This window comes from Halomonas sp. EF61, from assembly GCF_040147045.1.
Taxonomy (GTDB): Bacteria; Pseudomonadota; Gammaproteobacteria; order Pseudomonadales; family Halomonadaceae; genus Halomonas; species Halomonas litopenaei.
Genome location: NZ_JAMSHM010000003.1, coordinates 150,473 through 175,318, shown reverse-complemented (window position 1 = coordinate 175,318; position 24,846 = coordinate 150,473). Strand labels below are relative to the sequence as shown.

The 24,846-nt window shown below is 62.7% G+C and carries 18 protein-coding genes; 10 read left to right on the top strand and 8 right to left on the bottom strand.

What is annotated here, in order from left to right; all coding sequences use genetic code 11:
* The first annotated feature begins 194 nt into the window (after positions 1-194).
* The 9 genes from NFI08_RS15605 (at position 195) to NFI08_RS15565 (ending at position 13,086) form a co-directional block, all read left to right on the top strand.
* Positions 195-2,906 (top strand): nitrate/nitrite transporter, encoded by a 2,712-nt coding sequence (locus NFI08_RS15605; RefSeq protein WP_108133053.1) that lies wholly within the window; start codon positions 195-197, stop codon positions 2,904-2,906.
* 82 nt (positions 2,907-2,988) lie between these two features.
* Positions 2,989-6,756 carry a nitrate reductase subunit alpha gene (locus NFI08_RS15600; RefSeq protein WP_286985860.1) on the top strand — a complete coding sequence of 1,256 codons (3,768 nt, stop codon included), beginning with the start codon at positions 2,989-2,991 and terminating at the stop codon, positions 6,754-6,756.
* Complete coding sequence (gene narH, locus NFI08_RS15595; RefSeq protein WP_108133051.1) at positions 6,753-8,309, top strand: nitrate reductase subunit beta; 1,557 nt, start codon at positions 6,753-6,755, stop codon at positions 8,307-8,309. Before NFI08_RS15600 ends, narH begins: the two co-directional genes overlap by 4 nt.
* Complete coding sequence (gene narJ, locus NFI08_RS15590) at positions 8,302-9,057, top strand: nitrate reductase molybdenum cofactor assembly chaperone (protein ID WP_045994027.1); 756 nt, start codon at positions 8,302-8,304, stop codon at positions 9,055-9,057. Before narH ends, narJ begins: the two co-directional genes overlap by 8 nt.
* Positions 9,054-9,731: a respiratory nitrate reductase subunit gamma gene (gene narI / locus NFI08_RS15585; RefSeq protein ID WP_108448823.1), complete on the top strand. Its 678-nt coding sequence runs from the start codon at positions 9,054-9,056 to the stop codon at positions 9,729-9,731. Before narJ ends, narI begins: the two co-directional genes overlap by 4 nt.
* An 11-nt stretch (positions 9,732-9,742) precedes the next feature.
* The gene (locus tag NFI08_RS15580; RefSeq protein WP_108448824.1) at positions 9,743-10,558 is read left to right on the top strand and encodes a peptidylprolyl isomerase; all 816 of its coding nucleotides are present in this window, start codon (positions 9,743-9,745) and stop codon (positions 10,556-10,558) included.
* A gap of 173 nt (positions 10,559-10,731) precedes the next feature.
* On the top strand, positions 10,732-11,343 hold the full coding sequence (moaB, locus tag NFI08_RS15575) for a molybdenum cofactor biosynthesis protein B (RefSeq protein ID WP_108448825.1): 612 nt from the start codon (positions 10,732-10,734) through the stop codon (positions 11,341-11,343).
* On the top strand, positions 11,340-12,602 hold the full coding sequence (locus NFI08_RS15570; RefSeq protein ID WP_349590525.1) for a molybdopterin molybdotransferase MoeA: 1,263 nt from the start codon (positions 11,340-11,342) through the stop codon (positions 12,600-12,602). Before moaB ends, NFI08_RS15570 begins: the two co-directional genes overlap by 4 nt.
* Positions 12,603-12,660: 58 nt before the next feature.
* Positions 12,661-13,086, top strand: coding sequence for a putative zinc-binding protein (locus NFI08_RS15565; RefSeq protein ID WP_108448827.1), 426 nt, complete (start codon positions 12,661-12,663; stop codon positions 13,084-13,086).
* A gap of 170 nt (positions 13,087-13,256) precedes the next feature.
* Here NFI08_RS15565 and NFI08_RS15560 read toward each other — a convergent pair whose 3' ends face one another.
* From NFI08_RS15560 to NFI08_RS15525, 8 genes are all read right to left on the bottom strand, one after another.
* A complete protein-coding gene (locus NFI08_RS15560; protein ID WP_349590521.1) occupies positions 13,257-13,607 on the bottom strand; it encodes an antibiotic biosynthesis monooxygenase family protein in 351 nt (116 codons plus the stop codon).
* Between the two features lie 199 nt (positions 13,608-13,806).
* Positions 13,807-14,160 carry a hypothetical protein gene (locus NFI08_RS15555; RefSeq protein WP_287165619.1) on the bottom strand — a complete coding sequence of 118 codons (354 nt, stop codon included), beginning with the start codon at positions 14,158-14,160 and terminating at the stop codon, positions 13,807-13,809.
* Between the two features lie 146 nt (positions 14,161-14,306).
* Entirely contained in the window at positions 14,307-17,213 is a 2,907-nt protein-coding gene (locus NFI08_RS15550; protein ID WP_240184231.1) for an amidohydrolase family protein, read from the bottom strand.
* Positions 17,214-17,470: 257 nt separating this feature from the next.
* Positions 17,471-17,884 carry a hypothetical protein gene (locus NFI08_RS15545; RefSeq protein WP_349590518.1) on the bottom strand — a complete coding sequence of 138 codons (414 nt, stop codon included), beginning with the start codon at positions 17,882-17,884 and terminating at the stop codon, positions 17,471-17,473.
* 252 nt (positions 17,885-18,136) lie between these two features.
* Positions 18,137-20,317 (bottom strand): hypothetical protein, encoded by a 2,181-nt coding sequence (locus tag NFI08_RS15540; protein ID WP_349590515.1) that lies wholly within the window; start codon positions 20,315-20,317, stop codon positions 18,137-18,139.
* Positions 20,318-20,319: 2 nt separating this feature from the next.
* Entirely contained in the window at positions 20,320-20,859 is a 540-nt protein-coding gene (locus tag NFI08_RS15535) for a macro domain-containing protein (RefSeq protein ID WP_287165622.1), read from the bottom strand.
* A gap of 601 nt (positions 20,860-21,460) precedes the next feature.
* Positions 21,461-22,582: a Vgb family protein gene (locus tag NFI08_RS15530; protein WP_349590511.1), complete on the bottom strand. Its 1,122-nt coding sequence runs from the start codon at positions 22,580-22,582 to the stop codon at positions 21,461-21,463.
* 421 nt (positions 22,583-23,003) lie between these two features.
* A complete protein-coding gene (locus NFI08_RS15525) occupies positions 23,004-23,699 on the bottom strand; it encodes a GNAT family N-acetyltransferase (RefSeq protein WP_349590508.1) in 696 nt (231 codons plus the stop codon).
* Between NFI08_RS15525 and NFI08_RS15520 the strand changes: the two genes are divergently transcribed.
* Positions 23,698-24,702, top strand: coding sequence for an IS481 family transposase (locus NFI08_RS15520; RefSeq protein WP_349590505.1), 1,005 nt, complete (start codon positions 23,698-23,700; stop codon positions 24,700-24,702). The genes NFI08_RS15525 and NFI08_RS15520 overlap by 2 nt on opposite strands.
* Positions 24,703-24,846 lie beyond the last annotated feature (144 nt).

The following is a 24,846-nucleotide window of genomic DNA, read 5'->3' as shown; positions in this document are numbered from 1 at the left end:
CGGAATGTCGCATCCATCTGAGAGGGCAGATAATACGTGACGAACACCTCAAAAACACCCGGATACCTCCATGGAGGTAATTAAGCAAAAGCGCTGGATATAGCACGCAATTCTCTTGACCACAATCAAGTGCCATACAGATACATTGTAGCAAGGTTTAGGGGCCGAACCGGCACCCCTAAAGAGGAAAGCACATGCTCCAACATGACACCGTACCCCGGCGTCAGCAGAACAGAGCGCTAGGCCTATCCACACTCGCCTTCACTCTCTGCTTCGCCGTCTGGACCCTGTTCTCGATTCTCGGTATCCAGATCAAGGAGGACTTCGCGCTCTCCGACACCCAACTTGGCCTGCTGATGGCCACTCCCGTGCTGACGGGTTCGATCAGCCGACTCTTTCTCGGTGTACTGACTGACCGCTTCGGGGGCCGCTGGGTCTTCGGTCTGCTCATGCTGGTCACCGCTACCTGTGTCTACCTGCTGACCTTCGCCAACAGCTACGTGATGCTGCTGGTCGGCGCACTGGGTATCGGCCTGGCCGGTGGCTCCTTCATCGTCGGCGTGGCCTACACCTCGGCCTGGTTCGAGAAGGAACGCCAGGGTACGGCGCTGGGCATCTTCGGGGCCGGTAACGTCGGTGCCGCCGTCACCAACTTCGGCGCGCCCTTCCTGCTGATGGCAATGGGCTGGAAAAGCACCGCCCTGGTCTACGCCACCATCATGGCGATCATGGGCGTGGCCTTTATCCTGCTGGCCAAGGAAGACCCCCAGAATCAGTCGCGCAATGCCGTGCGCCTGCCGCTGTCCGAGCAGTTCGCGCCCCTGGCCGACCTGCGCGTGTGGCGCTTCTCGCTCTACTACTTCTTCGTCTTCGGTGGCTTCGTCGCCCTCGCCCTTTGGCTGCCCCACTACCTGATCGAGGTCTACGGCCTGAGCCTCTCCGCGGCGGGTATCGTGGCGGCGCTGTACACCATCCCGGCCTCGCTGTTCCGTATTCTCGGCGGTTGGATGTCCGACCGCTACGGCGCACGTCGCGTGATGTACTGGACCTTCCTGGCCTCGGTCATCTGCACCTTCCTGCTGAGCTATCCGCCCACCCAGTACGTCGTCGATGGCGTCCGTGGTCCGGTCGAGTTCACCTTCGCCATGCCGCTGGTCGGCTTCATCCTGTTGACCATGGTGCTGGGCTTCTTCATGTCGCTGGGCAAGGCCGCCGTGTACAAGCACATCCCGGTCTACTATCCCAAGAGCGTCGGCCTGGTCGGTGGCGCCGTCGGCATGGTCGGTGGCCTGGGTGGCTTCTTCCTGCCGCTGACCTTCGGCATGCTCAACGATGTCATCGGCATCTGGCAGAGCTGCTTCATGCTGATGTTCGTCGTGGTTGCCGCCGCGCTCATGTGGATGCACTTCGCCATCCGCAAGGCCGAGCGTATCGAGGCCCGCGATCGCTGCGAGTCCACCGACCTGCCCGAGCTGTCCACCCCGAGCCGTTTCGTGCTCGAGGACTGGCGCCCCGAGGACGAGTCCTTCTGGCAGTCCACCGGTCGCAAGATCGCCACGCGTAACCTGTGGATCTCCATCCCCTGTCTGCTGCTGGCCTTCTGCATCTGGATGGTGTGGTCCATGGTCGTGGCCAAGCTGCCCCAGGTAGGCTTCGAGTACACCCCGAACCAGCTGTTCTGGCTGGCGGCCCTGCCGGGTCTTTCCGGTGCCACCCTGCGGATCTTCTACAGCTTTACCGTGCCGATCTTCGGCGGCCGTCGCTTCACCGCGATTTCCACCGCCTCGCTGCTGCTGCCTGCTCTGTGGATCGGCTTCGCCGTCCAGAATCCCGAAACGCCCTACCTGGTGATGGCGATCATCGCCCTGCTGTGTGGTTTCGGTGGCGGCAACTTTGCCTCCTCCATGGCCAACATCGCCTTCTTCTATCCCAAGCGTGAAAAGGGCAAGGCCCTGGCCATGAACGCCGGCCTCGGCAACCTCGGCGTGTCGGTGATGCAGTTCCTGGTGCCCGTGGTCATCTCCACCGGCAGCTTCGTGATGTTCACCGGCAGTGGCCAGCCGATGTCCGACACTGATCTTCTGTGGCTGCAGAACGCCGGCTTCGTGTGGGTGCCGTTCATCGCCATCGCCACCGTTGCCGCCTGGTTCGGCATGAACGACATCGCCAGCGCCAAGTCCTCCTTCAAGGAGCAGTCGGTCATCTTCAAGCGCAAGCACAACTGGCTGATGTGCATCCTGTATACCGGCACCTTTGGCAGCTTCATCGGCTTCTCCGCCGGCTTCCCGCTATTGACCAAGACCCAGTTCCCGGCCATCGATGCCCTCCAGTACGCCTTCCTCGGCCCGTTCGTCGGCGCCCTGAGCCGTGCCTGGACCGGTGGACTGGCCGACCGCTTCGGTGGTGCCCGGGTCACCTTCTGGACCTTCCTGACCATGATCGGCGGCGTGATCGGCGTGTTGTTCTTCCTGATGAACAAGGACATGTCGATCGCCTTCTACGGCTTCTTCGCCTCCTTCATGCTGCTGTTCTTCGCCACCGGCGTCGGCAATGCCAGCACCTTCCAGATGATCCCGTCGATCTTCCGCAAGGAAGTGCCGCGGCTGATGCCGAACCTGACCGCCGCCGAGCAGCTGGTCCACGCCGAGCGCGAATCCGCTGCCACCATCGGCTTCACCTCGGCCATCGCCGCCTACGGCGCCTTCCTGATTCCGAAGTCCTTCGGTACCTCGATCTCGCTGACCGGCGGCGCCGAAGCGGCGCTGATCGGCTTCATCGTGTTCTACGTGTTCTGCACCGCCCTGACCTGGTTCTACTACAGCCGCAAGGGCGCGGAGATCGAACTGAACCTGGATGCGGGGCCCACCCGCAAGCCAAGCGCCGGTGCGGCTCAGACCCAGCACTGACGTTCCCGTCAAGACCGTGACATTCGAGTCCACAAGGACCGTCTAGCCAGGCCCCCTTCGGGGGGCCTTTGAGGAGACCTCCATGAGTCATTTTCTCGATCGCCTGAGATACCTGACCAAACGTCCTCCGGAATTCGCCAACGGACACGGCGAAACCCGCGAAGAGACACGTGACTGGGAAGACGGCTATCGCGCCCGCTGGCAGCACGACAAGATCGTGCGCTCCACCCACGGGGTGAACTGCACCGGCTCGTGCAGCTGGAAGATCTACGTCAAGAATGGCCTGGTCACCTGGGAAACCCAGCAGACCGACTATCCGCGCACCCGCGCCGATCTGCCCAACCACGAGCCCCGCGGTTGCCCACGTGGCGCCAGCTACTCCTGGTACCTGTACAGTGCCAACCGCCTCAAGTACCCGCTGATTCGCCAGGAGCTGGTCAGCCTGTGGCGACGCGCGCTGGACAAGCACGCCGACCCGGTGGATGCCTGGGCCTCCATCGTCGAGGACCCGGTCCTGGCCAATCAGTACAAGCGTGCCCGCGGCATGGGCGGCTTCGTCCGCGCCGACTGGGACGAGGCGCAGACCCTGATCGCGGCGGCCAACGTCTACACCGCCAAGACCTACGGTCCCGACCGCATCATCGGCTTCTCGCCGATCCCTGCCATGTCGATGGTCTCCTACGCCGCCGGCGCCCGCTACCTGTCGCTGATCGGTGGCGTCTGCCTGTCGTTCTATGACTGGTACTGCGACCTGCCGCCGGCCTCCCCCCAGACCTGGGGCGAGCAGACCGACGTGCCGGAATCCGCCGACTGGTACAACTCCGGCTACATCATCGCCTGGGGCTCCAACGTGCCGCAGACACGTACCCCGGACGCCCACTTCTTCACCGAGGTACGCTACAAGGGCACCAAGACGGTATCGATCACCCCGGACTACGCCGAGGTCTCGAAGCTCACCGACGAATGGCTGTCCGCCAAGCAGGGCACCGACGCCGCCCTGGCCATGGCCATGGGCCACGTCATCCTGAAGGAATTCCACCTCGCCTCGCCCAGCGTCTACTTCACCGACTACGTCAAGCGCTACACCGACATGCCCTTCCTGGTGGCGCTGGAGCCCCGCGAGGACGGCACCTACGCCCCGGGCAAGCAGCTGCGTGCGGCCGACTTCGACGCCTCGCTCGGCCAGGACAACAACCCCGAGTGGAAGACCGTCGCCTGGGACGAGACGCGTGACCAGCTGGTGGTGCCGCGCGGTTCCATCGGCTTCCGCTGGGGCGAGAACGGCGACGACGAAAAGGGCAAGTGGAGCCTTGAGTCACTGGACGCCGACGGCCAGGAGATCGACCTGCGACTGTCGCTGGCCGACGCCCACGACAGCGTCGCCAAGGTGGCCTTCCCCTATTTCGGTGGCATCGCCCACGAGCACTTCGACCACGTCGAAGGCAACGAGGTGCTGCACCACTGCCTGCCGGCCAAGAAGCTGACCCTGGCCGATGGCAAGGAAGTGCTGGCGGTCACCGTGTTCGACCTGATGTGCGCCAACTACGGTATCGACCGTGGCCTCGGCGGCGAGGGCGAGGACGACGGCGCCACCACACTGGACCAGCTGCGCCCCTACACCCCGGCGTGGCAGGAAAAGATCACCGGCGTACCCGCCAACCAGTGCATCCGCATCGCCCGCGAGTTCGCCCACAACGCCGACAAGACCCAGGGTCGGTCCATGATCATCGTCGGTGCCGGGATGAACCACTGGTACCACATGGACATGAACTACCGTGGCCTGATCAACATGCTGGTGCTGTGCGGCTGTATCGGTCAGTCCGGCGGCGGCTGGTCCCACTACGTGGGCCAGGAAAAGCTGCGTCCCCAGACCGGCTGGACCCCGCTGGCCTTCGGCCTGGACTGGCAGCGTCCGCCGCGCCACATGAACGGCACCTCGTTCTTCTACAACCACTCGAGCCAGTGGCGCTACGAGAAGCTCGAGGTCAAGGAACTGCTGTCGCCGCTGGCCAAGGCCGACAAGTACGACGGCAGCCTGATCGACTTCAACGTGCGCGCCGAGCGTATGGGCTGGCTGCCGTCGGCGCCGCAGCTCGGGATCAACCCGCTGCGCCTGGCCGGCCCCGCTGCCGAGGCCGGCATGACCACCGCCGACTACGTGGTCAGCCAGCTCAAGCAGGGCCGTCTTGGCTTCGCCGCCGAGGACCCGGACAACCCCCAGAACTTCCCCCGCAACATGTTCGTGTGGCGCTCCAACCTGCTGGGCTCCTCGGGCAAGGGTCACGAGTACATGCTCAAGTACCTGCTGGGCACCCGCCATGGGCTGCAGGGCAAGGACCTGGGCGAATCCGGCGGCGCCATGCCCCGGGAAGTCACCTGGCACGACGAGGCCCCCGAGGGCAAGGTGGACCTGTTCACCACCCTGGACTTCCGCATGTCGACCACCTGCCTGTACTCCGACGTGGTGCTGCCCACCGCGACCTGGTACGAGAAGGACGATCTCAACACCTCGGACATGCACCCCTTCATCCACCCGCTGACCGCCGCCACCGATCCGGCCTGGGAAGCGCGCAGCGACTGGGACATCTACAAGGGCATCGCCAAGAGGTTCTCCCAGGTCTGTCCCGGCCACCTGGGCGAGGAAACCGACCTGGTCACCTTGCCGCTGCAGCATGACAGCCCCGGCGAGCTGGCCCAGCCCGAAGTGCTCGACTGGAAGCGCGGTGAGTGCGAGCCGATCCCCGGCAAGACCATGCCGAGCCTGATCGAGGTCAAGCGCAACTACCCCGAGACCTACGAGCGCTTCACCTCGGTGGGCCCGCTGCTCGAGAGCATCGGCAACGGTGGCAAGGGCATCGGCTGGAACACCGACAAGGAAGTCGAGCTGTTGCGTGGCCTCAACCACGTCAAGCTCGAGGGTCCGGCCAAGGGTCAGCCAAGACTCGAAAGCGCCATCGACGCCGCCGAGATGATCCTGGCGCTGGCACCGGAGACCAACGGTCAGGTGGCGGTGAAGGCCTGGGACGCGCTGTCGAAGATCACCGGACGCGACCACACCCACCTGGCGATTCCCAAGGAAGAGGAGAAGATCCGCTTCCGCGACGTGGTGGCCCAGCCGCGCAAGATCATCTCCAGCCCGACCTGGTCTGGCCTGGAGGACGAGCACGTGTCCTACAACGCCGGCTACACCAACGTCCACGAGCTGATTCCCTGGCGTACCGTCAGCGGCCGCCAGCAGTTCTACCAGGATCACGCCTGGATGCGTGACTTCGGCGAGAGCCTGCTGGTCTACCGTCCGCCCATCGACACCAAGGCCACCAAGGCCATGGCGATGCCGCGGCCCAACGGTAACCCGGAGATCGCGCTGAACTGGATCACCCCGCACCAGAAGTGGGGCATCCACTCCACCTACTCCGACAACCTGTTGATGCTGACCCTGTCGCGTGGCGGCCCCATCGTCTGGCTGTCCGAGGAGGACGCGGTCGCCATCGGTGTCGAGGACAACGACTGGATCGAGCTGTACAACGCCAACGGCGCCATCGCCGCCCGCGCGGTGGTCAGTCAGCGGGTCAAGACCGGCATGGCGATGATGTACCACGCCCAGGAGCGCATCGTGAACGTGCCCGGCTCCGAGGTCACCGGTACCCGCGGCGGTATCCACAACTCTGTCACCCGCGTCTGCCCCAAGCCGACCCACATGATCGGCGGCTACGGACAGCTCTCCTACGGCTTCAACTACTACGGCACCGTCGGCTCCAACCGCGATGAGTTCGTCATGGTGCGCAAGATGAAGCACGTCAACTGGTTGGACGGCGAAGGACAGGACAGCGCCCAGGAGGCAGTGAAATGAAGATCCGTTCCCAAGTGGGCATGGTGCTCAACCTCGACAAGTGCATCGGCTGTCACACCTGTTCGGTGACCTGCAAGAACGTCTGGACCAGTCGTGAAGGCGTCGAGTACGCCTGGTTCAACAACGTCGAGACCAAGCCGGGCATCGGCTATCCCAAGGAGTGGGAGAACCAGGCGCGCTGGAAAGGCGGCTGGCTGAGGCGCGAGGATGGCACCATCGAGCCGCGCATCGGCGGCAAGTGGCGGGTGCTGGCGAACATCTTCGCCAACCCCGACCTGCCGGAGATCGACGACTACTACGAGCCGTTCACCTTCGACTACCAGCACCTGCACCAGGCCAAGAAGGGCCGCCACCAGCCGGTGGCGCGCCCCCGTTCGCTGATCTCCGGTCAGCGCATGGAGAAGATCGAGTGGGGCCCGAACTGGGAAGAGATTCTCGGCACCGAGTTCGCCAAGCGCCGCAAGGACGCCAACTTCGACAAGATCCAGGCGGACATCTACGGCCAGTTCGAAAACACCTTCATGATGTACCTGCCGCGCCTGTGCGAGCACTGCCTCAACCCGGCCTGTGTGGCCAGCTGCCCGAGCGGTGCGATCTACAAGCGTGAAGAGGATGGCATCGTCCTGATCGACCAGGACAAGTGCCGCGGCTGGCGGATGTGCGTGTCCGGCTGTCCGTACAAGAAGATCTACTACAACTGGAAGTCCGGCAAGTCCGAGAAGTGCATCTTCTGCTACCCGCGTATCGAGTCGGGCCAGCCGACGGTGTGCTCCGAGACCTGCGTCGGTCGCATCCGCTACCTTGGCGTGCTGCTCTACGACGCCGATCGCATCGAAGAGGTCGCCGCCTCCCAGGACGAGCGCGACCTGTACAAGCGCCAGTGCGAGATCTTCCTCGACCCCAATGATCCCGAGGTCATCGCCCAGGCCAAGCGTGACGGCATCGATGACAACGTGATCAAGGCGGCCCAGGAGTCCCCGGTCTACAAGATGGCCATGGACTGGCAGCTGGCGCTGCCGCTGCACCCGGAGTACCGCACCCTGCCGATGGTCTGGTACGTGCCGCCGCTGTCGCCGATCCAGTCGGCGGTGGACGGTGGCCACGTGGAAACCGACGGCGTGCTGCCCAAGGTCGAATCACTGCGTATCCCGGTGAAGTACCTGGCCAACATGCTCACCGCCGGTGACGAGGCGCCGGTGGTTCGCGCGCTCAAGCGCATGATGGCGATGCGTGAGTACATGCGCGGCAAGCACGTGGACGGCGAGTTGCGCCACGACGTGCTCGACGAGGTCGAGCTGAGCGAGGCCCAGGTCGAGGAGATGTACCGCTACCTGGCCATCGCCAACTACGAGGACCGCTTCGTCATCCCGACCAGCCACCGCGAGCAGGCTCGCGAGGCCTTCCCGGAGCGTGGCGGCTGCGGCTTCACCTTCGGCAACGGCTGCCAGGGTGGCAGCGACAAGACCAGCCTGTTCGGTGGACGCAAGCAGACCACCACCCTGGTCAACGTCGAGCAGTACGACCCCAGCCATCCGGAGGTCGAGCATGACTAATCCACTCGCCCAGGGTCTGCGCGCCCTGGCCCGGCTGCTCGACTATCCCGACCGGGAACTGATCGAGGGGCTTGCCGAGGTCAAGGCGGCGATCGCCGCCATGCCACTGCCGGGGGGAGCCCCCCGGCAGGCACTGCTCGACTGGTGTGATCGCCTGGCGGATGCCCGCCTGCTGGACGTTCAGGCGGCCTACGTCGCCCAGTTCGATCGTGGCCGCGCCACCTCGCTTCTGCTGTTCGAGCACGTCCATGGCGAGTCCCGCGACCGTGGCCAGGCCATGGTCGACCTGCTCGGCGAGTACGAGGACGCCGGCTTTGCCCTCGACAGCCGCGAGCTGCCCGACCACCTGCCGCTGCTGCTGGAGTTCCTCTCCACTCGCGAGGGCGACGAGGTCGCCCGCTGGATCGGTGACGTCAGCCATATCCTGGCGCTCATCACCGCCCGCCTGGAGGCCAAGCAGTGCGACCAGGCGCTGGTGACCCTGACCCTGCTGTCGCTGATCGGCGCCGAGGATCAGGTGGACCTCCACCGCGAGGCGGTCAAGGAAGAACCGGCCGACAACACCCCTGCCGCCCTCGACGCCGTGTGGGAGGAGGAGGCCGTGCGTTTCTCGGCCGAATCCGACCAGGACTGCGCGCTGACCTCCGCCGAGGGCAAGCGCCTCGCCGAACGCCGGGGCAGTATCCAGCCCGACACCGTTCGCCTCCCCGATGCCATGCCCTCTCGACCCACTGGAGGTCTGTCATGAACTACCTGCACACCCTGCTGTTCGGCCTCTATCCCTACCTGGCGGGCAGCGTCTTCCTGATCGGTAGCCTGTTGCGCTTCGACCACGGCCAATACACCTGGAAGACCGGCTCGAGCCAGATGCTGTCGTCCAGGCGCATGCGCCTGGCCAGTCCGCTGTTCCACGTCGGCATCCTGGTGATCTTCTTCGGTCACCTGGTCGGCCTGCTGACACCGCATTGGGTCTACGCCCCCTTCATCAGCGCCGGCACCAAGCAGGTGTTCGCCATCCTGGTCGGTGGCGTTGCCGGTATCGCCTGTCTGATCGGTGGCGCCATGCTGCTGCATCGCCGCTTCACCGACCCACGGGTCAAGGCGTCCTCCAGCTTCATGGACAACCTGATCATCGTGCTGCTGGTGGTTCAGGTCACCCTGGGCCTGCTGACCATTCCCGCCGCCCTGCATCACCTGGACGGCGGCGTGATGATCAAGCTTGCCGAATGGGCCCAGGCCATCGTCTTCTTCCAGGGCGGCGCCGCCACCCACCTCGAAGGCATTGGCTTTATCTACCACCTGCACATTCTGGTCGGTCTGACCATCGTGCTGGTGTTCCCGTTCACTCGTCTGGTTCACGCCTGGAGCGCTCCCCTGGGTTACTTGGGCCGTCGCTACCAGATCGTCCGGCGCCGTGCCTGAGGAGGCATGTCATGCAAACCATCCCCGTGGAAACCCTGCCGCACACAACGGTTCCCAGCATTCGTGTTGGTGACAGCGTGATCGGCGAGGAAGCCATCGCCGGGGAGATGCAGTTCCATCCGTCAACGGATCGCGAGGCCGCCGCCAAGGCGGCGGCCCGCGCCCTGGTCATCCAGGAACTCTTGCGCCAGCGCGCCGAGATCCTGGGCATCGAGACGGGCTCGTTGCACGAGCCCGACGAACGTGCGATCGCCGTGATGCTGGATCAGGAACTGCAAGTCCCCCCGCCCGATGAAGAGGCCTGCGTGCGCTTTCACGCGGCTCACCCCGAACGCTTCTGCGAGCCCACTCGTCTCAAGGTCCGGCATATCCTGCTGGCGGCGGCCCCCGACGACCTGGACGCCCGCGACGAGCAGTTCAAGAAGGCCGAAGGGCTGATCGACACCCTCAAGCAGCATCCCGAACGCTTCGACGAGATGGCTCAGCGGTTTTCGCAGTGCCCATCGAAGGACGAAGGCGGGAGCCTTGGCTGGGTCAGCCGCGGCCAGACCGTCAGCGAGCTCGACCGCGCGCTGGAACCCCTGCCCGAAGGCCTGCACGAGCGTCCGCTGCCGTCACGCTACGGTTGGCACGTGGTCGTCATCGACGCCCGTCTGGAGCGCCAGCCACTGCCCTACGCCGAGGTCAAGGACAGGGTCGCCCACGAGCTGACCGAACAGGCCACACGCGTCGCCCTGCGCCACTACCTGCTGGCGCTGGAAAGCGAGATCGGCGTCGAGGGTTTCACCCTGGCCGACGATGACGTCGACGGTCCCCTGATGCGCTGACGAGGGCGCTGAAAGGTCGCCATCAAGGGCGTTGAAAGAGCACAGACAGAGCGCCGACCAGGCGCCACTAGCGAATGACGCGTGCCGACTCCCCCTTCCCTCCCACCTGACACCCCCGCCAGACCTCAGGGTCCGGCGGGCTCCCTTCACGTTCTCTCCACCGGAGTCCTTGCATGTCTCATACGTCCACGTGCGCTGTGTTCACCCCGCTGGATATCGCCATCCTCACCGTGTCCGATACCCGAGGCCTGGACGAGGACGGCAGCGGCAACCTGCTGGCGGACCGGTTAGCCGGCGCCGGACACCGCCTGACCGAGCGCGCCCTGGTCCCCGACGACATCTATCGCATTCGCGCCCAGGTCAGCGCCTGGGTGATCCGTTCCGACATCCAGGTAGTGCTGGTCAACGGCGGCACCGGCTTCACCGCCCGTGACAACACCCCGGAGGCACTGACGGTACTGTTCGACAAGGTCGTCGAAGGCTACGGCGAGCTGTTTCGTCTGCGTTCCTTCGAGGCCATCGGCACCTCCACCATCCAGTCCCGCGCTGTGGCCGGGGTGATCGATCGCACCCTGGTGTTCTCCATGCCCGGCTCGCCCAAGGCCTGCGCCATGGCCTGGGACGACATTCTTGCAGCCCAGCTCGACGCCCGCACCCGGCCCTGCAACTTCGTCGCCATGGTGGTGAAGGACAGCCAGCGCTGCACCAGCCGCAGCGCGGATCACCACGTCGCTTCCGTCACCGGGACGACGGCTCGACACGAAGCCCTGGAGGTCACCCCATGAGCGAGACCTGCGGCTGTGACACACCGACCAGGGGCCACACCCTGATCGATCCCTGGCAGGCCCGCGAGCAGGTCATCGCCTTGACCCGCCCGCTGGAGGACACCGAGACGCTGAGAACGACCCACGCCCGTGGCCGCATCCTGGCCGCGCCGCTCAAGGCGCTGCACGACGTTCCCGGCATCGACAACAGCGCCATGGACGGCTACGCCCTGCGTCTGGCCGACCTCAAGCACCGGCTTGCCCTGCCGGTGGTGGCCCGGGTGCCCGCCGGCGCCGCCCCGATCACCCTGCCCTTCGACGGCTGTGCGCGCATCTTCACCGGCGCACCGATTCCCCGCGGTGCCGACGTGGTGGTGCCCCAGGAACAGGTACGGATCGACGACGCCGGCCAGATCCACTTTCCCACTGACTTGCACCTGGGAGACCATATCCGGCGACGCGGCGAAGAGCTCACCCAGGGAGCGGCTCTGCTCGAGCCAGGTGAGCCCCTCGATGCCATCCGCCTGGCGCTGCTGGCGGCCCAGGGCATCACCGAGGTGCCCTGCCGGCGTCGGGTGCGCGTCGCCGTCATCAGTACCGGCTCGGAGCTGGTCACGCCCGGCAAACCGCTAGCCCCGGGCCAGATCTACAACTCGAACGCCGGCATGCTGCACGCCCTGCTGCAGGATCACAACGCCGAGCTTGTCGACCTTGGCAACATCAGCGACAGCGCCACGGCACTCGAAGAAGCGCTGACCTTCGCCGCCCGCCAGGCCGATCTGATCGTCTGTACCGGCGGCGTCTCGGTGGGTGAGGAAGACTACGTCAGGCCCTGTCTCGAGCGCCTTGGCGGCATCTGCCTCAGCGGCGTGGCGATGAAGCCCGGCAAGCCCTTCACCCTGGGCTACATCGGCCAGTCCCCGTCCACCGGCACCCCGTTGCTGGGACTTCCCGGCAACCCCACCGCTGCCCTGGTCGCCTGGCACCTGCTGGGCCTGGCGGTACTGCATCGCCGACAGGGTCGAACCATCGCCCCGCTGGCGAGCTTTGCAGTGCATGCAGGCTTCACCTACCGCGCCAACCGCACCCGCACCCAGTGGCTGCGCGTCCGCCTGGATCACAGCGACATTGCCCCGGTGGCCAGGATCGCCGGCGACCAGGGCTCCAATATGCTCAAGAGTGCGGCACAAGCCGACGGCTACCTCCAGGTCCCCCCTGGCCAGCAGGTGGTGCCCGGCCAGCGCTATCCCTACCTGCCGCTAAGCCAGTTCGCCCGCTAGTGCGACGACCTGAACACCGACAGCACACCCCAGAATGTTCCGACAAGGAGAGCCCACCATGGCCACCCCCTCACCCCTTCCCCTGGTCTACGCCTGCTCCGGCTGCTCCGATGTGGCCCAGCTCGCCAACAGCGTTGCTGTTGCGCTCGACCATCGCGGCATCGCCGAGATGTCCTGCATCTCGGGCGTTGGTGGCGGCGTGCCCGGGCTGGTGCGCAAGGCACAATCCGGGCGACCGATCGTGGCACTCGACGGCTGCCAGATGCACTGCACCGCCCACTGCCTGGACAAGGCCGGCGTCAGCGCCACCCACCATATGCGACTGTACGAGCAGGGCTTCAAGAAGCGACGCGGCCGCCACTACGATGACGATTGCGTGGAAGCTGTCATCAAACAGCTGATTCCCGTCGTCGATGCGCTCTCTGGTGGTGAGGCGAGCCACGAGCAGCGGGACACCCCTGTCAGACTCACCGCTCGCCACTGAGCAAGGGCGACGCGATAACGCCAGCCCCGTCGGGTGAAAGTGGCGTGGCACGTGAGAGCACTACGCAAGAACGACAAGGCCCCGCCGGGCTGCAGTGCAGCAGCTGCCCGGCGGGGCCTTGTTATTGGCCATGTCATATTAGCGGTGCGTCATGACAGCGACGTCGCTGCTCAGCTCATACCCGCTGTCTCGTCGAGTCCATACTCCCGCTCCACCAGTGCCACCCTGACGCGGTAGCTTGCATACCAGCGCTCGCGGCCCCTGGCCTGGGCCTCGCGATGATCCAGGTTGGCCTTCCAGGCGCGAATGGATGCCAGATCAGACCAGTAGGACACCGTGATGCCGGCGGCATATTCACCCGGCGAGCGCGCCGACTCCACCCCCAGAAACCCCGGCTGCTGTGCCGCCAGTTCGACCATGCGCTCGGCCATCTCGCCGTAGCCGTCATCCCCCTGCGTTCTCGTGGAGGTGAAGATCACCGCGTAGTACGGCGGTGTCGGTGTGGTCGTGATGGCGCTCAACGGTTTTCCTCAGTGACGATGGACTGGACACTCAGCGGCCGTCACGGAAACTGCAATCCGCCACGGCGAACTTGGCAATGTAGCACGAGACGATATCAACGGCCTTCCCGGTCTACAGAGACCTGCGCTGACGCCAGAGACCTGCGCCAGAGACCTGCGCCAGAGACCTGCGCTAGAGACCCGCAGTGACAAGAGCGGATCAGAAACCACCGCTACCCGAGCCAATCGCCCCCTCATTGATCTGTTCAGTAAACGGATCATCGAACCCCGAGCCTACCGCGCCTTCATTGATACCCGGGGTAAAAGGATCGTCGCGCCCTGATCCGACTGCGCCTTCGTTGATATCGTCGGTGAACGGATCATCGATGCCCGCGCCGATCACGCCTTCGTTGACGTCTTCCGTGAACGCATCATCGAAACCAGTTCCTACCGCCGCTTCGTTGATGCCTTGCGAAAAAGGATCATCAAAGCCGGAACCCACCGCGGCTTCGTTGATGTCCCTGGTCCAGGGATCATCATGGGCCACGGCGCCTCCCGGCAACAGCGCCAGCATCAGGAAAAGTCCACAGACGCCATACCTCATGACATACCCCATGTCGGCAAAATGTCAGGATACAGGGTCCCATCCGATGCCATGCTGACCCGCATCCTGAAACAAGGGCCGTCAATTGACGGCCCTTGTTCCTGGCGACGAGGCACCTATTCAAGATTCATGGAGAAAGGCGCCACCAGGTCCTCCACGCGATAGGCATGACCGCCCTTCATCACCATTTCCACCTTGATGAGGTCACGGATGTCCTCGTCCGGCTTCCCCCGGACAAAGGCGATATCCGCCATCTTGCCGACTTCCAGCGTGCCCAGTTGCTCATGCAGGCCAAGCTCCATGGCGGGAACTGCTGTGGCAGACCTCAGCGCCTGAAACGGCGTCAAGGGGCCGCTTTCCAGCCAACGCAGATTGCTGTGGAGTCCGAAACCGACAAAGTCCAGAGGGGAGTCGCTGCCGGCGATCAGCCGCCCTCCCGCTTCGACGATCCGAGCAAACGTTTCGGGGTTATCCGCGTACTGTGCCAGGAAGTGGGAGTTGTCGGGGGAGCTGTCGCTGTCGAAGGCCTCCTGAAGGGCATCTCGCTCGGCGCGAGGAACCAACGCCTTGACCCTGACATCGTCACGAATGTCGTTGTCGCCAAACAGCGATGGCTCCACCGCGAAGAAGGTCGACACCACCGACATGTTTGCCCGGGAAAAAAGATCGATCACATCCTGATAGGTCCTGCCCGTCAGCGAGCCGATGCGCGAGTAATCCAGCCGCTCGGTGGCGCCCAGATGGGTCGTGCCGCTCTGGTCCAGATAGACGCCCGGGGCGAGAAAATGCGAATAGGTCGGCACCCCTCGCTGACCCGCTTCATCGGATACCGCTTTCATGAAGGCCGGGTTCATCCGCACATAGGTCTTCATCACATCGAAGTCCAGGGCCTCGGCGCGCTCCAGCTCTGCCGCTAGCTGGCCTTCGTCGGCTACCGGGCGCATGGCATTGTAGTAGATGCGCGAACCATCGAGCGGGCCACCCGTGTAGAAGAAGCGCGGACCGACACGCTTCCCTGACGCGATAGCCTCGTGGTCGCCCACCGCTCGGTAGGCAAGATCCCCCACCGAGACCGTGCTGGTGATCCCCATGGACAACAAAAGGCGGCCCTGCCGGGCGCCATAGCCGAAGGTGTGATTGCCCCAGGTCTGGTGGGTGTGGCCTTCGATCAGCCCCGGTACCGCGGTCAGCTCACTGGCGTCGATGACATTGCCCTGTGGCCTGCTGTCGTCGTGCGAACCGATGGCGGCAATTCGACCGTTCACCACCGTGATATCGACATCGGTGAGCACCTCGTCACTTGCGCCGTTCCACAAGCGGCCAACGTGCACAACCGTGCTCTCAGGCAGCTCCTGTAGCGACCACTCGAGCCTCACGTCGATGTTCTGGACCTCGCCATCGTCGAGGCTCACCATCTTGAGTTGACCATCTTTCAGAAACAGCAAGCGGGATGCATCCCCGCTCCAGGAAGGAGAATCGGCGATGCCCTCTGCGACTCGCCTCGGCTCGCCTGTGGGGCGGCCTTCGGCGGAGACATCCATCACGTAGAGCGCACCATCCAGTACAAAACTCATCTTGCCGCCATCAGGCGACCAGACGGGGCCATTGTCGGAGCGAGTGGTGATCGAGGCATGCTCGGCAACCGGATAGAAGCGCTGCTCACCCGACGCGACATCGACCACCAGCACCTGATTGGTGCCCTCCCTGAAACGGCTGGTGTAGGGCACGACACCGGCAAGCGCGACGTGCTTGCCATCGGCCGACCAACTGGCGCGGCCAGGCTGAAACATGCCTTCGACGATAGCGCGACTTTCACCTGACGCGATATCGATCACCTTGGTATCGCCCGAGGCATTCTGATAGACCAGCCTCGAGCCATCCGGCGACCAGGCAGGATAAAGCTCTGTCGCATCGGTGTTCGTCAGGGCCCACGTCTTCCCGCTCGCCATCTCGCGAATCCAGATGTCCAGAGCGCCATGGCGATCACTGACGTAGGCCAGTCGCTCCCCATCAGGCGACCAAGCAGGGTCGGACTCGTAGTAGACATCGTTGGTCAAGCGTTGCGGAGCCTCGCCGAGCGTCATGAGCCACAGGTCATTGAGCGCGGCAAAGGCGACCTGATTGCCGTCGGGGTGCAACGCTGGCGTCACGATCCCCTTCACCTGGTGCCGCCCGAACCCGACAAGATCGTTCTCGCGGCTGAAGTTCGGTCTGTCGATCGATAGGCTGGCGGCAAAGGGAATCGGGACCAGCTCATCAGACTCGGCTTCCAGGCGCATCAGTTGGCCATCGGCCGCCAATACCGCACTGCCGTCGGCCTGCCAGTCCACGCGGAACGGGAACACGTCGTGTCCATCGAGGCGTACCTCGTCGCCCAGCATCAATTCGGTCTTGCCTGGTGTCGAACGAATCCAGGATATCGGCTCATTGTCCCCCGCCGACCAGGAAGGGGCGTAGGCAACCCCCTGAATATCGGAGACCAATGCCTGGATGTCTCCTGCGCGGCTTACCTCCTTGATACTCGTGCGATCGGCGACGTAGGCGATACGATTGCCGTCTGCTGCCCAGGTGGGGTACGCCTCTTCTTCAGGCGTATCAGTCCACTGGGTAAGGGCCCCCGTTTCCAGCGTCATCGTCCAGACGTCATAGCTACCGCCCCGGTCGGACACAAAGGCGATTTCACGGCCATCAGGCGAAAGCTCCGGCTCGCGCTCGTCCCAGGGCGCACCCGTGAGCGGTTTCAAGCCTTCGCCATCGCTGTCCATCATCCAGATATCGAAGGTTCCCTGCTGGTAGGCCTGCATGACGATAAGGTCACCGGACGGCCCCCAGTGCGGCCTGGCCGGATCGAGACCAGGCTCTGTTAGCTTCACCGTCTCCCCCGACGCCATGTCCAGGCGCCAGAGCACACCTTGAATATCGAGGACGGCCTGGCTGCCGTCTGGAGAAACAGTGGCGGCAAGGTTCGTCACTTCCTGGAAGTCGATGTCGACGGGTTCCGCTACCGCCGTTCCTCCCACCATAAAAGGCACCAATGCAATGCACCTTATTGGTCTTGAGAAAAACATGGCTTTCTCCTACGTCAAAGCGCAATAAAGAGGGCATGCTGACGTAAGAAAGATAGATTCCACGATTAAAGAGTCGTCATGTTTTTTAGTAGCAACGACTTTCGTCTTGCTCCGATCACCTACAATCTTGCGAAATATTTCAACATCAGAAAAATGCAACGTTCGCAGATATCCAACCCACAAAAAGAGAGTTTAAATTTCTTTCCTTCTGCTCAAATAACGGAGGCCTCGATAAACCATCTTGGTTTCATTCGACCGAAGTCTCGTCGAACATTACGCTTCAATGATTTCTTCGAATCCAGTACCCGCTCTCCCCCTTCGTCTCGACGAAAGACGACCCAATGCCAGAACGGCTGCCCTCTCTCCCGTCGCCATTTAATGGCCAGCACAGCCAGATCGGGAAGCCCCTCCCAGGACTCGAACGGCAACTCCCTGGCGCCCAGCTCGCCCCCCAGTTCAGTTGCCAGCCGCCTGACGTATGCGGTGTCCGACCAGAGCGCCTGGTCCTGTGCGTGGATGCCCAACGCCTTGGCCCTGCTCCTGGCCTCGGCGTAGCTTACGCCGGCCAGAACCGCGCACGTCGCGATACCGCAACCGGATATCTCTTCCTGAACAACCGCTTTCATTACTCGCCCTCCTCCATTGGCCGTTCAGCGCACGGCCACTAGGCGCTGTCCGAAAAGTCGACGAGCGAAGCGCTCGTCAAGCCTCCCTCGACAGGCTGCCTCGCCAGCAGGCGGGGAATTCCGTGATCAGGTGGCGATGCACCGAGACGGAGTGCCCACCAGCCAGTAAAGGGCCGGAACCCTGCACGGGTACCGGCCCCTTCCTGCCAACTCTTTTCCTTCTACTTTCTTGCGTCTCTTGTGGGCTCGAGCCTAGCCGATGGGATCTACCTCGACCAGCGGCTCCCGCGGCAGCAAGGGTCGCCAGTAGGCAAGCTCAGCGGCCACTGGCAACAGATTGACCGACACATCCTTGCGAGTCGGTTTGCACGGGCGGCAGCGTCGCTCTATACCGGGCTGATTGAGCTGAATACAGGTGTACAGCTCCAGGCCACGGGCATCGATGGCGCTGACACACAGCTCGCACTTGAACGACTGGCCCATTTCGGTCGCGATCTTGAGGCGTCGTCCCTCCAGTCGATAGGTAATGATGCCTGCCGCGCTCTTCACCTTGCCATCGCCCTGTTCCAGGGTCTGCCCACACAGGCACCACTCGTAGTCCACCGGGAAGGCGGTGAGCCTGGGCCAGGCTTCAAACACGCCGCACCATCGCACCGGGCTGGAACGACAACGAGAACAGTCCTTCGCAACGTAGTGCGTCACCTCTCCGCGCTCTGTCACGCTCCATCGTGCCGCAATATCCAGCGATGGCGTCGGGGTGTCGAAGGTGATCCAGTCCAGATGCAGTGCCCCCTGCTGATCGATCTGGCGCCAGGCACGTAACTTGGCCAGGCGCCCTTCGGACGTGCGCATCCCGAAGACCACCTCATGGTGAGGCATGAACAGGAACCATCGTGGCCACGTGAGGGGTATCAGGCCCAGAGACATCTGGCTCGTTGCCAGCGGCAGGCGCGATATCTGCACCGGTGTCAGCGCGCCGAAGGAGGTCCCCGTCACCGTCAGCCCACTGCCACCGACGGCATTCAAGCCACTTGCGGGATTCCAGGCGAGATCGGTTCCGGGCAGCACCCCCGCACTGAGGGCGCCACTGTCCAGATCCACCGAGAACCCTTCGAGACCGACGTTTCCGCCCTGGTGTTTTACCGGCACCGAGACCGACCGCACGATGCTCGAGCGCAATTCGAGATCATCGAGGACGATACTGGACAGCGTCAGACCACCACCGATCGGCCCGAGCGGGATCGCCGGCAGGCCACCAATGGCCCCGCTGATGCCATCCGAAATCAGACCATCGGCGATGCCTTCTGCCACCGCCTCGACAATCGCCAGCACCACGGCGGCAATGATAACTCCGACGATACCGCCGAACAGACCTCCCAGACCGAGTGAGGCAAGCCACACCCACCAGGCCAGGTCCACATCGGTATCCACCACCGGCGTGGTCGCAGTCACCGTGATGGCCCCGGCATCCAGACCGATATCGATGAAGAACGAGAAATTCGACTCCGCCGACCAACCACTACCCGAGTCGGTGGCACGTCCCGTGACGGAAATGCGATTGGCGACAACGCGAGCCTCAAGACTTCGAAGCGTCCCCTGACCACCCGGTGCGGGGATACTGCGGTTTAGCCTCAAGGGGGTGTCGAAATCGGTGACAGGTCTGCCCATGGAGCTTGCGATACGTGGGCGCATTACCCTGGCCAGCAACCAGAAGTTGCTCATCGTCACCAGCGACTGGCTCCCGGCAGGGATCAAGCTGGAGGTGACGTTATTGATATTACCCCCGCCGTCGCTGGACATGCGCACACCGAACGCAAGGCAATCACGATCCAGTGCCGTGGTATCGTTCACGGTGGTGACATCGATGTCGAAGACGGTTGTCGCATCCGTATCGTCGACGACCGGGATCGCTGGCGTCAGATCGATTCGACCGATGCTGGACTGAAGCTGGTCGAGCACGACTCCCGCCATCATGTTCTGCGCCTGCGTGAGGCTCAGCCCCGCAACATCCAGAAGCGGCTCAAGCAGTGACACCGACGCAGGATCGAAGGCCACATTGACCGTGGGCGCACCGGCATTGAAGTCCATGGTGGCGAACTGATTGCTGCCCTCGGTCACCATGGCGATACTGTCCACCACCGTGATGGCGCCACCGATCGGGGCCACCGTCAACGCCAGGGGCGCGGTGATCTGGAGCTGAGAATTGGAAAAGGGAACGGTCAGCCCCATTCTCGGCCGAGGGCGGTCCAGGTCGGCGACGGGGGTATCGAAATTCAGATCGGCGCTCCCGCTGACACCGCCTGCATTGACCGGCACGCTGATACTGGGTGGAAAGATCCCTCCGGCGAGGAAGGCCGTGGCAAGTTGATTGTTGAGTTCGTTCTCGGAAATCTGAACGAGCATGTCAAAACCGGCTGTTCGATCCAGTGCCATGACTAGCCCTCCTTGTGAACAGCAAAGCCATCATCATCCTGCGGCTTCGCACCCGGCTTGATCTCGCCGATACGACCACGCGGGAAGGCCGCAGCCTTGAAACCCGCCACCTTCACTCCGGGACCTACCACTGCTGTCTGTTCGACCTCCCCATGGGCCCGCTCGACGGCCTTCAGCTCCTGCCTTGACAATTTGACACCGGCCTTGAGCAAGGCCTCTACAGGATGCGCCATGTATAGGTTCGCGTTCGCCTCGTCCTTGGCCAACCACTCCATCATCAACTTGTCGGCCTCCTTGAGTTTCTTCATCACCTCCTCTGGTAACGCCAGCGGCTCGGCATCCCGACGGGGCGCTCCCTTGCGAGGACGGCAGCGCAGAGGACGCTTGGGGAGCGCGAAGTCTCCTCCAGGCACGAGGCGCACATTGATGTTGGCCTCAAAGCCCTGGGGCACCTTGGCCACCACGAGCTCTTCCGCCCGGTCCTTGCCCAGCCCCACCTGAGAGCGGCATGGGCAGGGATCGGGGTCTTTTGACGTGTTCATGTGTTGGATCCTTGACGTTGAATGACGTTTGCAACTTCGCAGGGCAGCGCAGTACAGGTCGTCAACAAGAAGCTCGGCGAGAAATAACGCTACCCGGGTCATCGAAACGATGAACGCGCGGGGGTAGTCGACTTCCGGGACGTCAGCCCACCGAAACAGGAGGCAGGCGACCGGAATCTGGTGCTATGCGAGGAAGGAGGGAAACATGCTCGGACACCGGAGCTTTGGATAACGGGCAAGGCGCCCCGACAGCGTCCCCGCGCTGACCTCTTTCATCTGACACGGAAAGGAAAGCGCTTCTGGCGGCGCAGCCCTGAATAAAATGTGCTTAAAAAGGCACCGGGGCCACGACCGCAGGACACCAAACATCTCGGCTAATTTATCAAGTACTTACCAAGTATTCCTGATGGATTCAATCAGAATGACTACCCCCGTAGAACACTCTTCCTAAGTAAACTTGGCCTTTGAAGCATAGACTGTCTTCGTCAATGTGACGATGTCCAATCAGCCATCAGGTCAACAAACGAAGGCACCCCGCCGAGAGGCTTTCTCGACGGGGTGCCTGAAGGGGAGCTACGGACACCGGAACAACCGGAGGCCCCTAGCGATTGATCTCGACACGAATGATGCGATTGGTGCCGCTCTGATGAATCAGCAGCTCGCCATTCCGGGTCGGTCGCATATGCCGCACGATACCGGCGTAAACACCGCCGGACGGGATCGCCCAGCTCTGGAAGGTCTCGGTGGCAGGATCAAAGCGCACCAGGGCATCGGGGCGCATCCCGGATTCGTTGTACCAGACCACGCCATCGAGTACCGCGATCGCGTAGGGATGAGACTTCGCGCCGCTTGGCGACGGCCACTCTTGCACCTCACCGCTGCGAGGGTCATAACTCCCAAGCCGGCCCCTGCCCGAATTGACGTACCAGATCATGCCGTCATCGGCGATATCGAGCCTGCGCACAGTGGTTGCCTGATGGGGAAGTTCGATTTCGGTAAGCGCCATGGTGTCGGGATCGACCCGTACCAGGCAGTTGCTGCCATTGCAGGCCACCCAGGGTGTGCCCTCTGCATCGATCTTGATGCCGTAGGGGCGTGACCCCGAGCTAGGCATGGCAACGAGTTCGACCTCACCGGTTTGCGGATCGAGGCGTCCGACGCGATTGGCGTGCTGCGCCGTAAACCAGAGAAGACCGTCATCATCGAACACCGCCGTATGGGGATCACGCACCGAGGGGTCAGGCATGTCGACCACCTCGATATCCCCACTGGCCGGGTCGAGACGCCCCAGCGTCCCGTTCTTGTTGCCGGTAAACCACACGCCACCGTCACGATCCAGCGTCACCGAGTGAGGCATGCTGCCGGGCGGCAGCGGGTATTCGCGCATCTCACCGGACATGGGATCAATGCGCCCCACCAGATTACCCCATTGGCCCGCCCACCAGATCCCGCCATCTGGCGCCTCGGCCGGATCCCGCGAGCGTTGCCCGAGCGTCGGCACTACCCATTCGTGGAAGCTGATATCGGTATCTCCCTCAAGCAACGTCGGTGCCCGTCGCTCATTGGGAGGAAAATGCTCCGCCAGATAGTCGGCGATAGCCCCGCGGCGGGCAGGATCACTCGAGAGATCCACCATGGTGCCCATCAACTCGAGCCACCCCTCACGGCTGTAGCCAAGGCTCTGGCTGATGCGACTGACCGGATGGCACACCGAGCACTGCACTTCGACAGCCTCCCTGCCCTCCCCCGATGGCAGGCCGGCGCCCAGGGCCGCCGACGAACCAGCGAGCAGCCAAATCGAGAGACATAGCCTCCGAAACCCAACGTGCCTGGTCATACGCCATCTCCCCGAGCCTGGACCCAAACTTGAGCCTGAACCTGAACGCATCGAGTGCACCGAGTGCACAATTGGGTGTACCGCACTATTTGATCGCCGGCCTCAGTTGGCCTGATCCATCCTCAGCCACCCACTCACCGATTCGATACCAGATACCACCGAGACGTCGCCGTCCCGCTAAGCACCGTCCGTCCTGAGCCATATGACGATCGCCCACGCCGATGCCTATCAAGCGTAGGAAAAATGGCGCGGCCCTGCAGGTCCCGTTCGATGCCGCACGCACTTGCTCATTGAGACCACCGACTTCTTATTGCTCCGTAGCCCGATGTTGTTCATCACCAAGCCGCGCCATATAAAATGCTCCCACGTACTCACCACCTCGAAAGGCAAAATCCTTAGCCTCTCCCTCGATGTCAAAACCGAATCGTTTGTATAAATCAATGGCGCGTTTATTATCGACATAGACGGTGAGTTCCAACCGCCGAAGAGCAAGCCAATTGTCGGCCAGGTCGATCGCTGTAGAAAGCAAGGCTGTGCCCACGCCTGAACCTTGAGCCTTATCCTTTACGCCCATACCCAAGGAGCCGACGTGTCGTCGACGCGGGTTTTGACAAACCTCCAGGCCAAGGGTTCCGACGATTTCTCCATCCAGTAGAGCAACGTACATATACACATTGTCTGGTGTGCTGGCTAAGCGCTTCTCCCACAAGGCAATAGATGGGTGAGGAAGCTGGAGCGTACCCTCATAAGCGCTTCTGCAGTCGTATATATCTTTAACACCACGAGCATCGGATGGCTCAGCTCTTCTAATCTCGACGTCCATGTTGGCCAATCCCTCCATTGGTAACATCAGCGAAAATATCCTATTCCTGTAACTATATCGCCCCACAAGCACCACCACCTTTCTATCTGTGGTGTCTCGGATGTTCAATTGACCAAAAGGAGCTATCCTTTGATAGCCGCCCGAGGGCTTCTCCGTCAGTTCATCCAGGAGCATTGCCATGGAGATCAAGCTTCATAAGCAAGCCACTACAACCCCGAAGATTCGCGCTGAGATCCAGGCGGCTCCTGCTCACATTACCGATACGGCGCTGGCGGAGCGTTTTGGTGTCAGTGACATGACGATACGTCGGTGGCGGCACCGCGATGACGTCTATGATCGCCCCCACACCCGTCACAACCTCAAGGCAACGCTCAACCACGAGCAGGAAGAGGTGCTGATTGCGGCACGCGAATTCCTTCGTCTCGGGCTCGACGACCTGCTCGTCGTCGCCCGGGAGTTCTTGCATCCCACGCTATCCAGAGCGGCGCTCCACCGGATGTTGAAACGCCGCCAGGTGCCCACCTTGGCCCAATTGGCTAAGAGGGATCAGGAGGGCAAGAAGGAAACGCCCAAGCCCTTTCGAGACTACGAACCGGGCTACCTCCATATCGATATCAAATATCTGCCGCAGATGCCTGATGAGACGCAGCGCCGCTATCTGTACGTTGCCATCGACCGAGCTACGCGCTGGGTCTATCTGGAGCTGCGCTCCAGCCAGGCGGCAAGCGATGCTGAAGCGTTTTTCCATCGGGTCGTTGAGAAGGCCCCGTTCAAGGTCCAAAAGGTGCTGACGGACAATGGCAAGAGCTTCACGGATCGCTTCACCTCTGGTGGAGAGCGCAAGCCCACCGGACAGCATCCGTTTGACCAGGCATGTGCAGAGCACCACGTGGAGCACCGCCTGATTCGACCGGGCCACCCTCAAACCAACGGAATGGTCGAACGCTTCAATGGCCGTATCAGTGACGTCTTGGCGACGCGTCGCTATGTCTCCGGAGAAGACCTGGAGCAAACGCTAAAACGATACTGCTGGCTGTACAATCATCACATCCCGCAGAAGGCATTGAAGCACCAAGCCCCCATTTCAGCGATGAAAGACTGGCAGAACAGGCGTCCTGAGCTATTCACCAAGCGTGTAATTAATCATCCGGGACCTGACATCTATCCTTTGCATATTCTCTGACTACAGCCCATACCAAAGCACTACACATATGTGCTATAACACTTATACAAAAGAATAAAGATCTCTCAAACTTCCACAAATTTAACTCGAAATAACGATAAGATTGAGTCAACTAAAGGTGCTCAATCCAAACGTGCACTACAG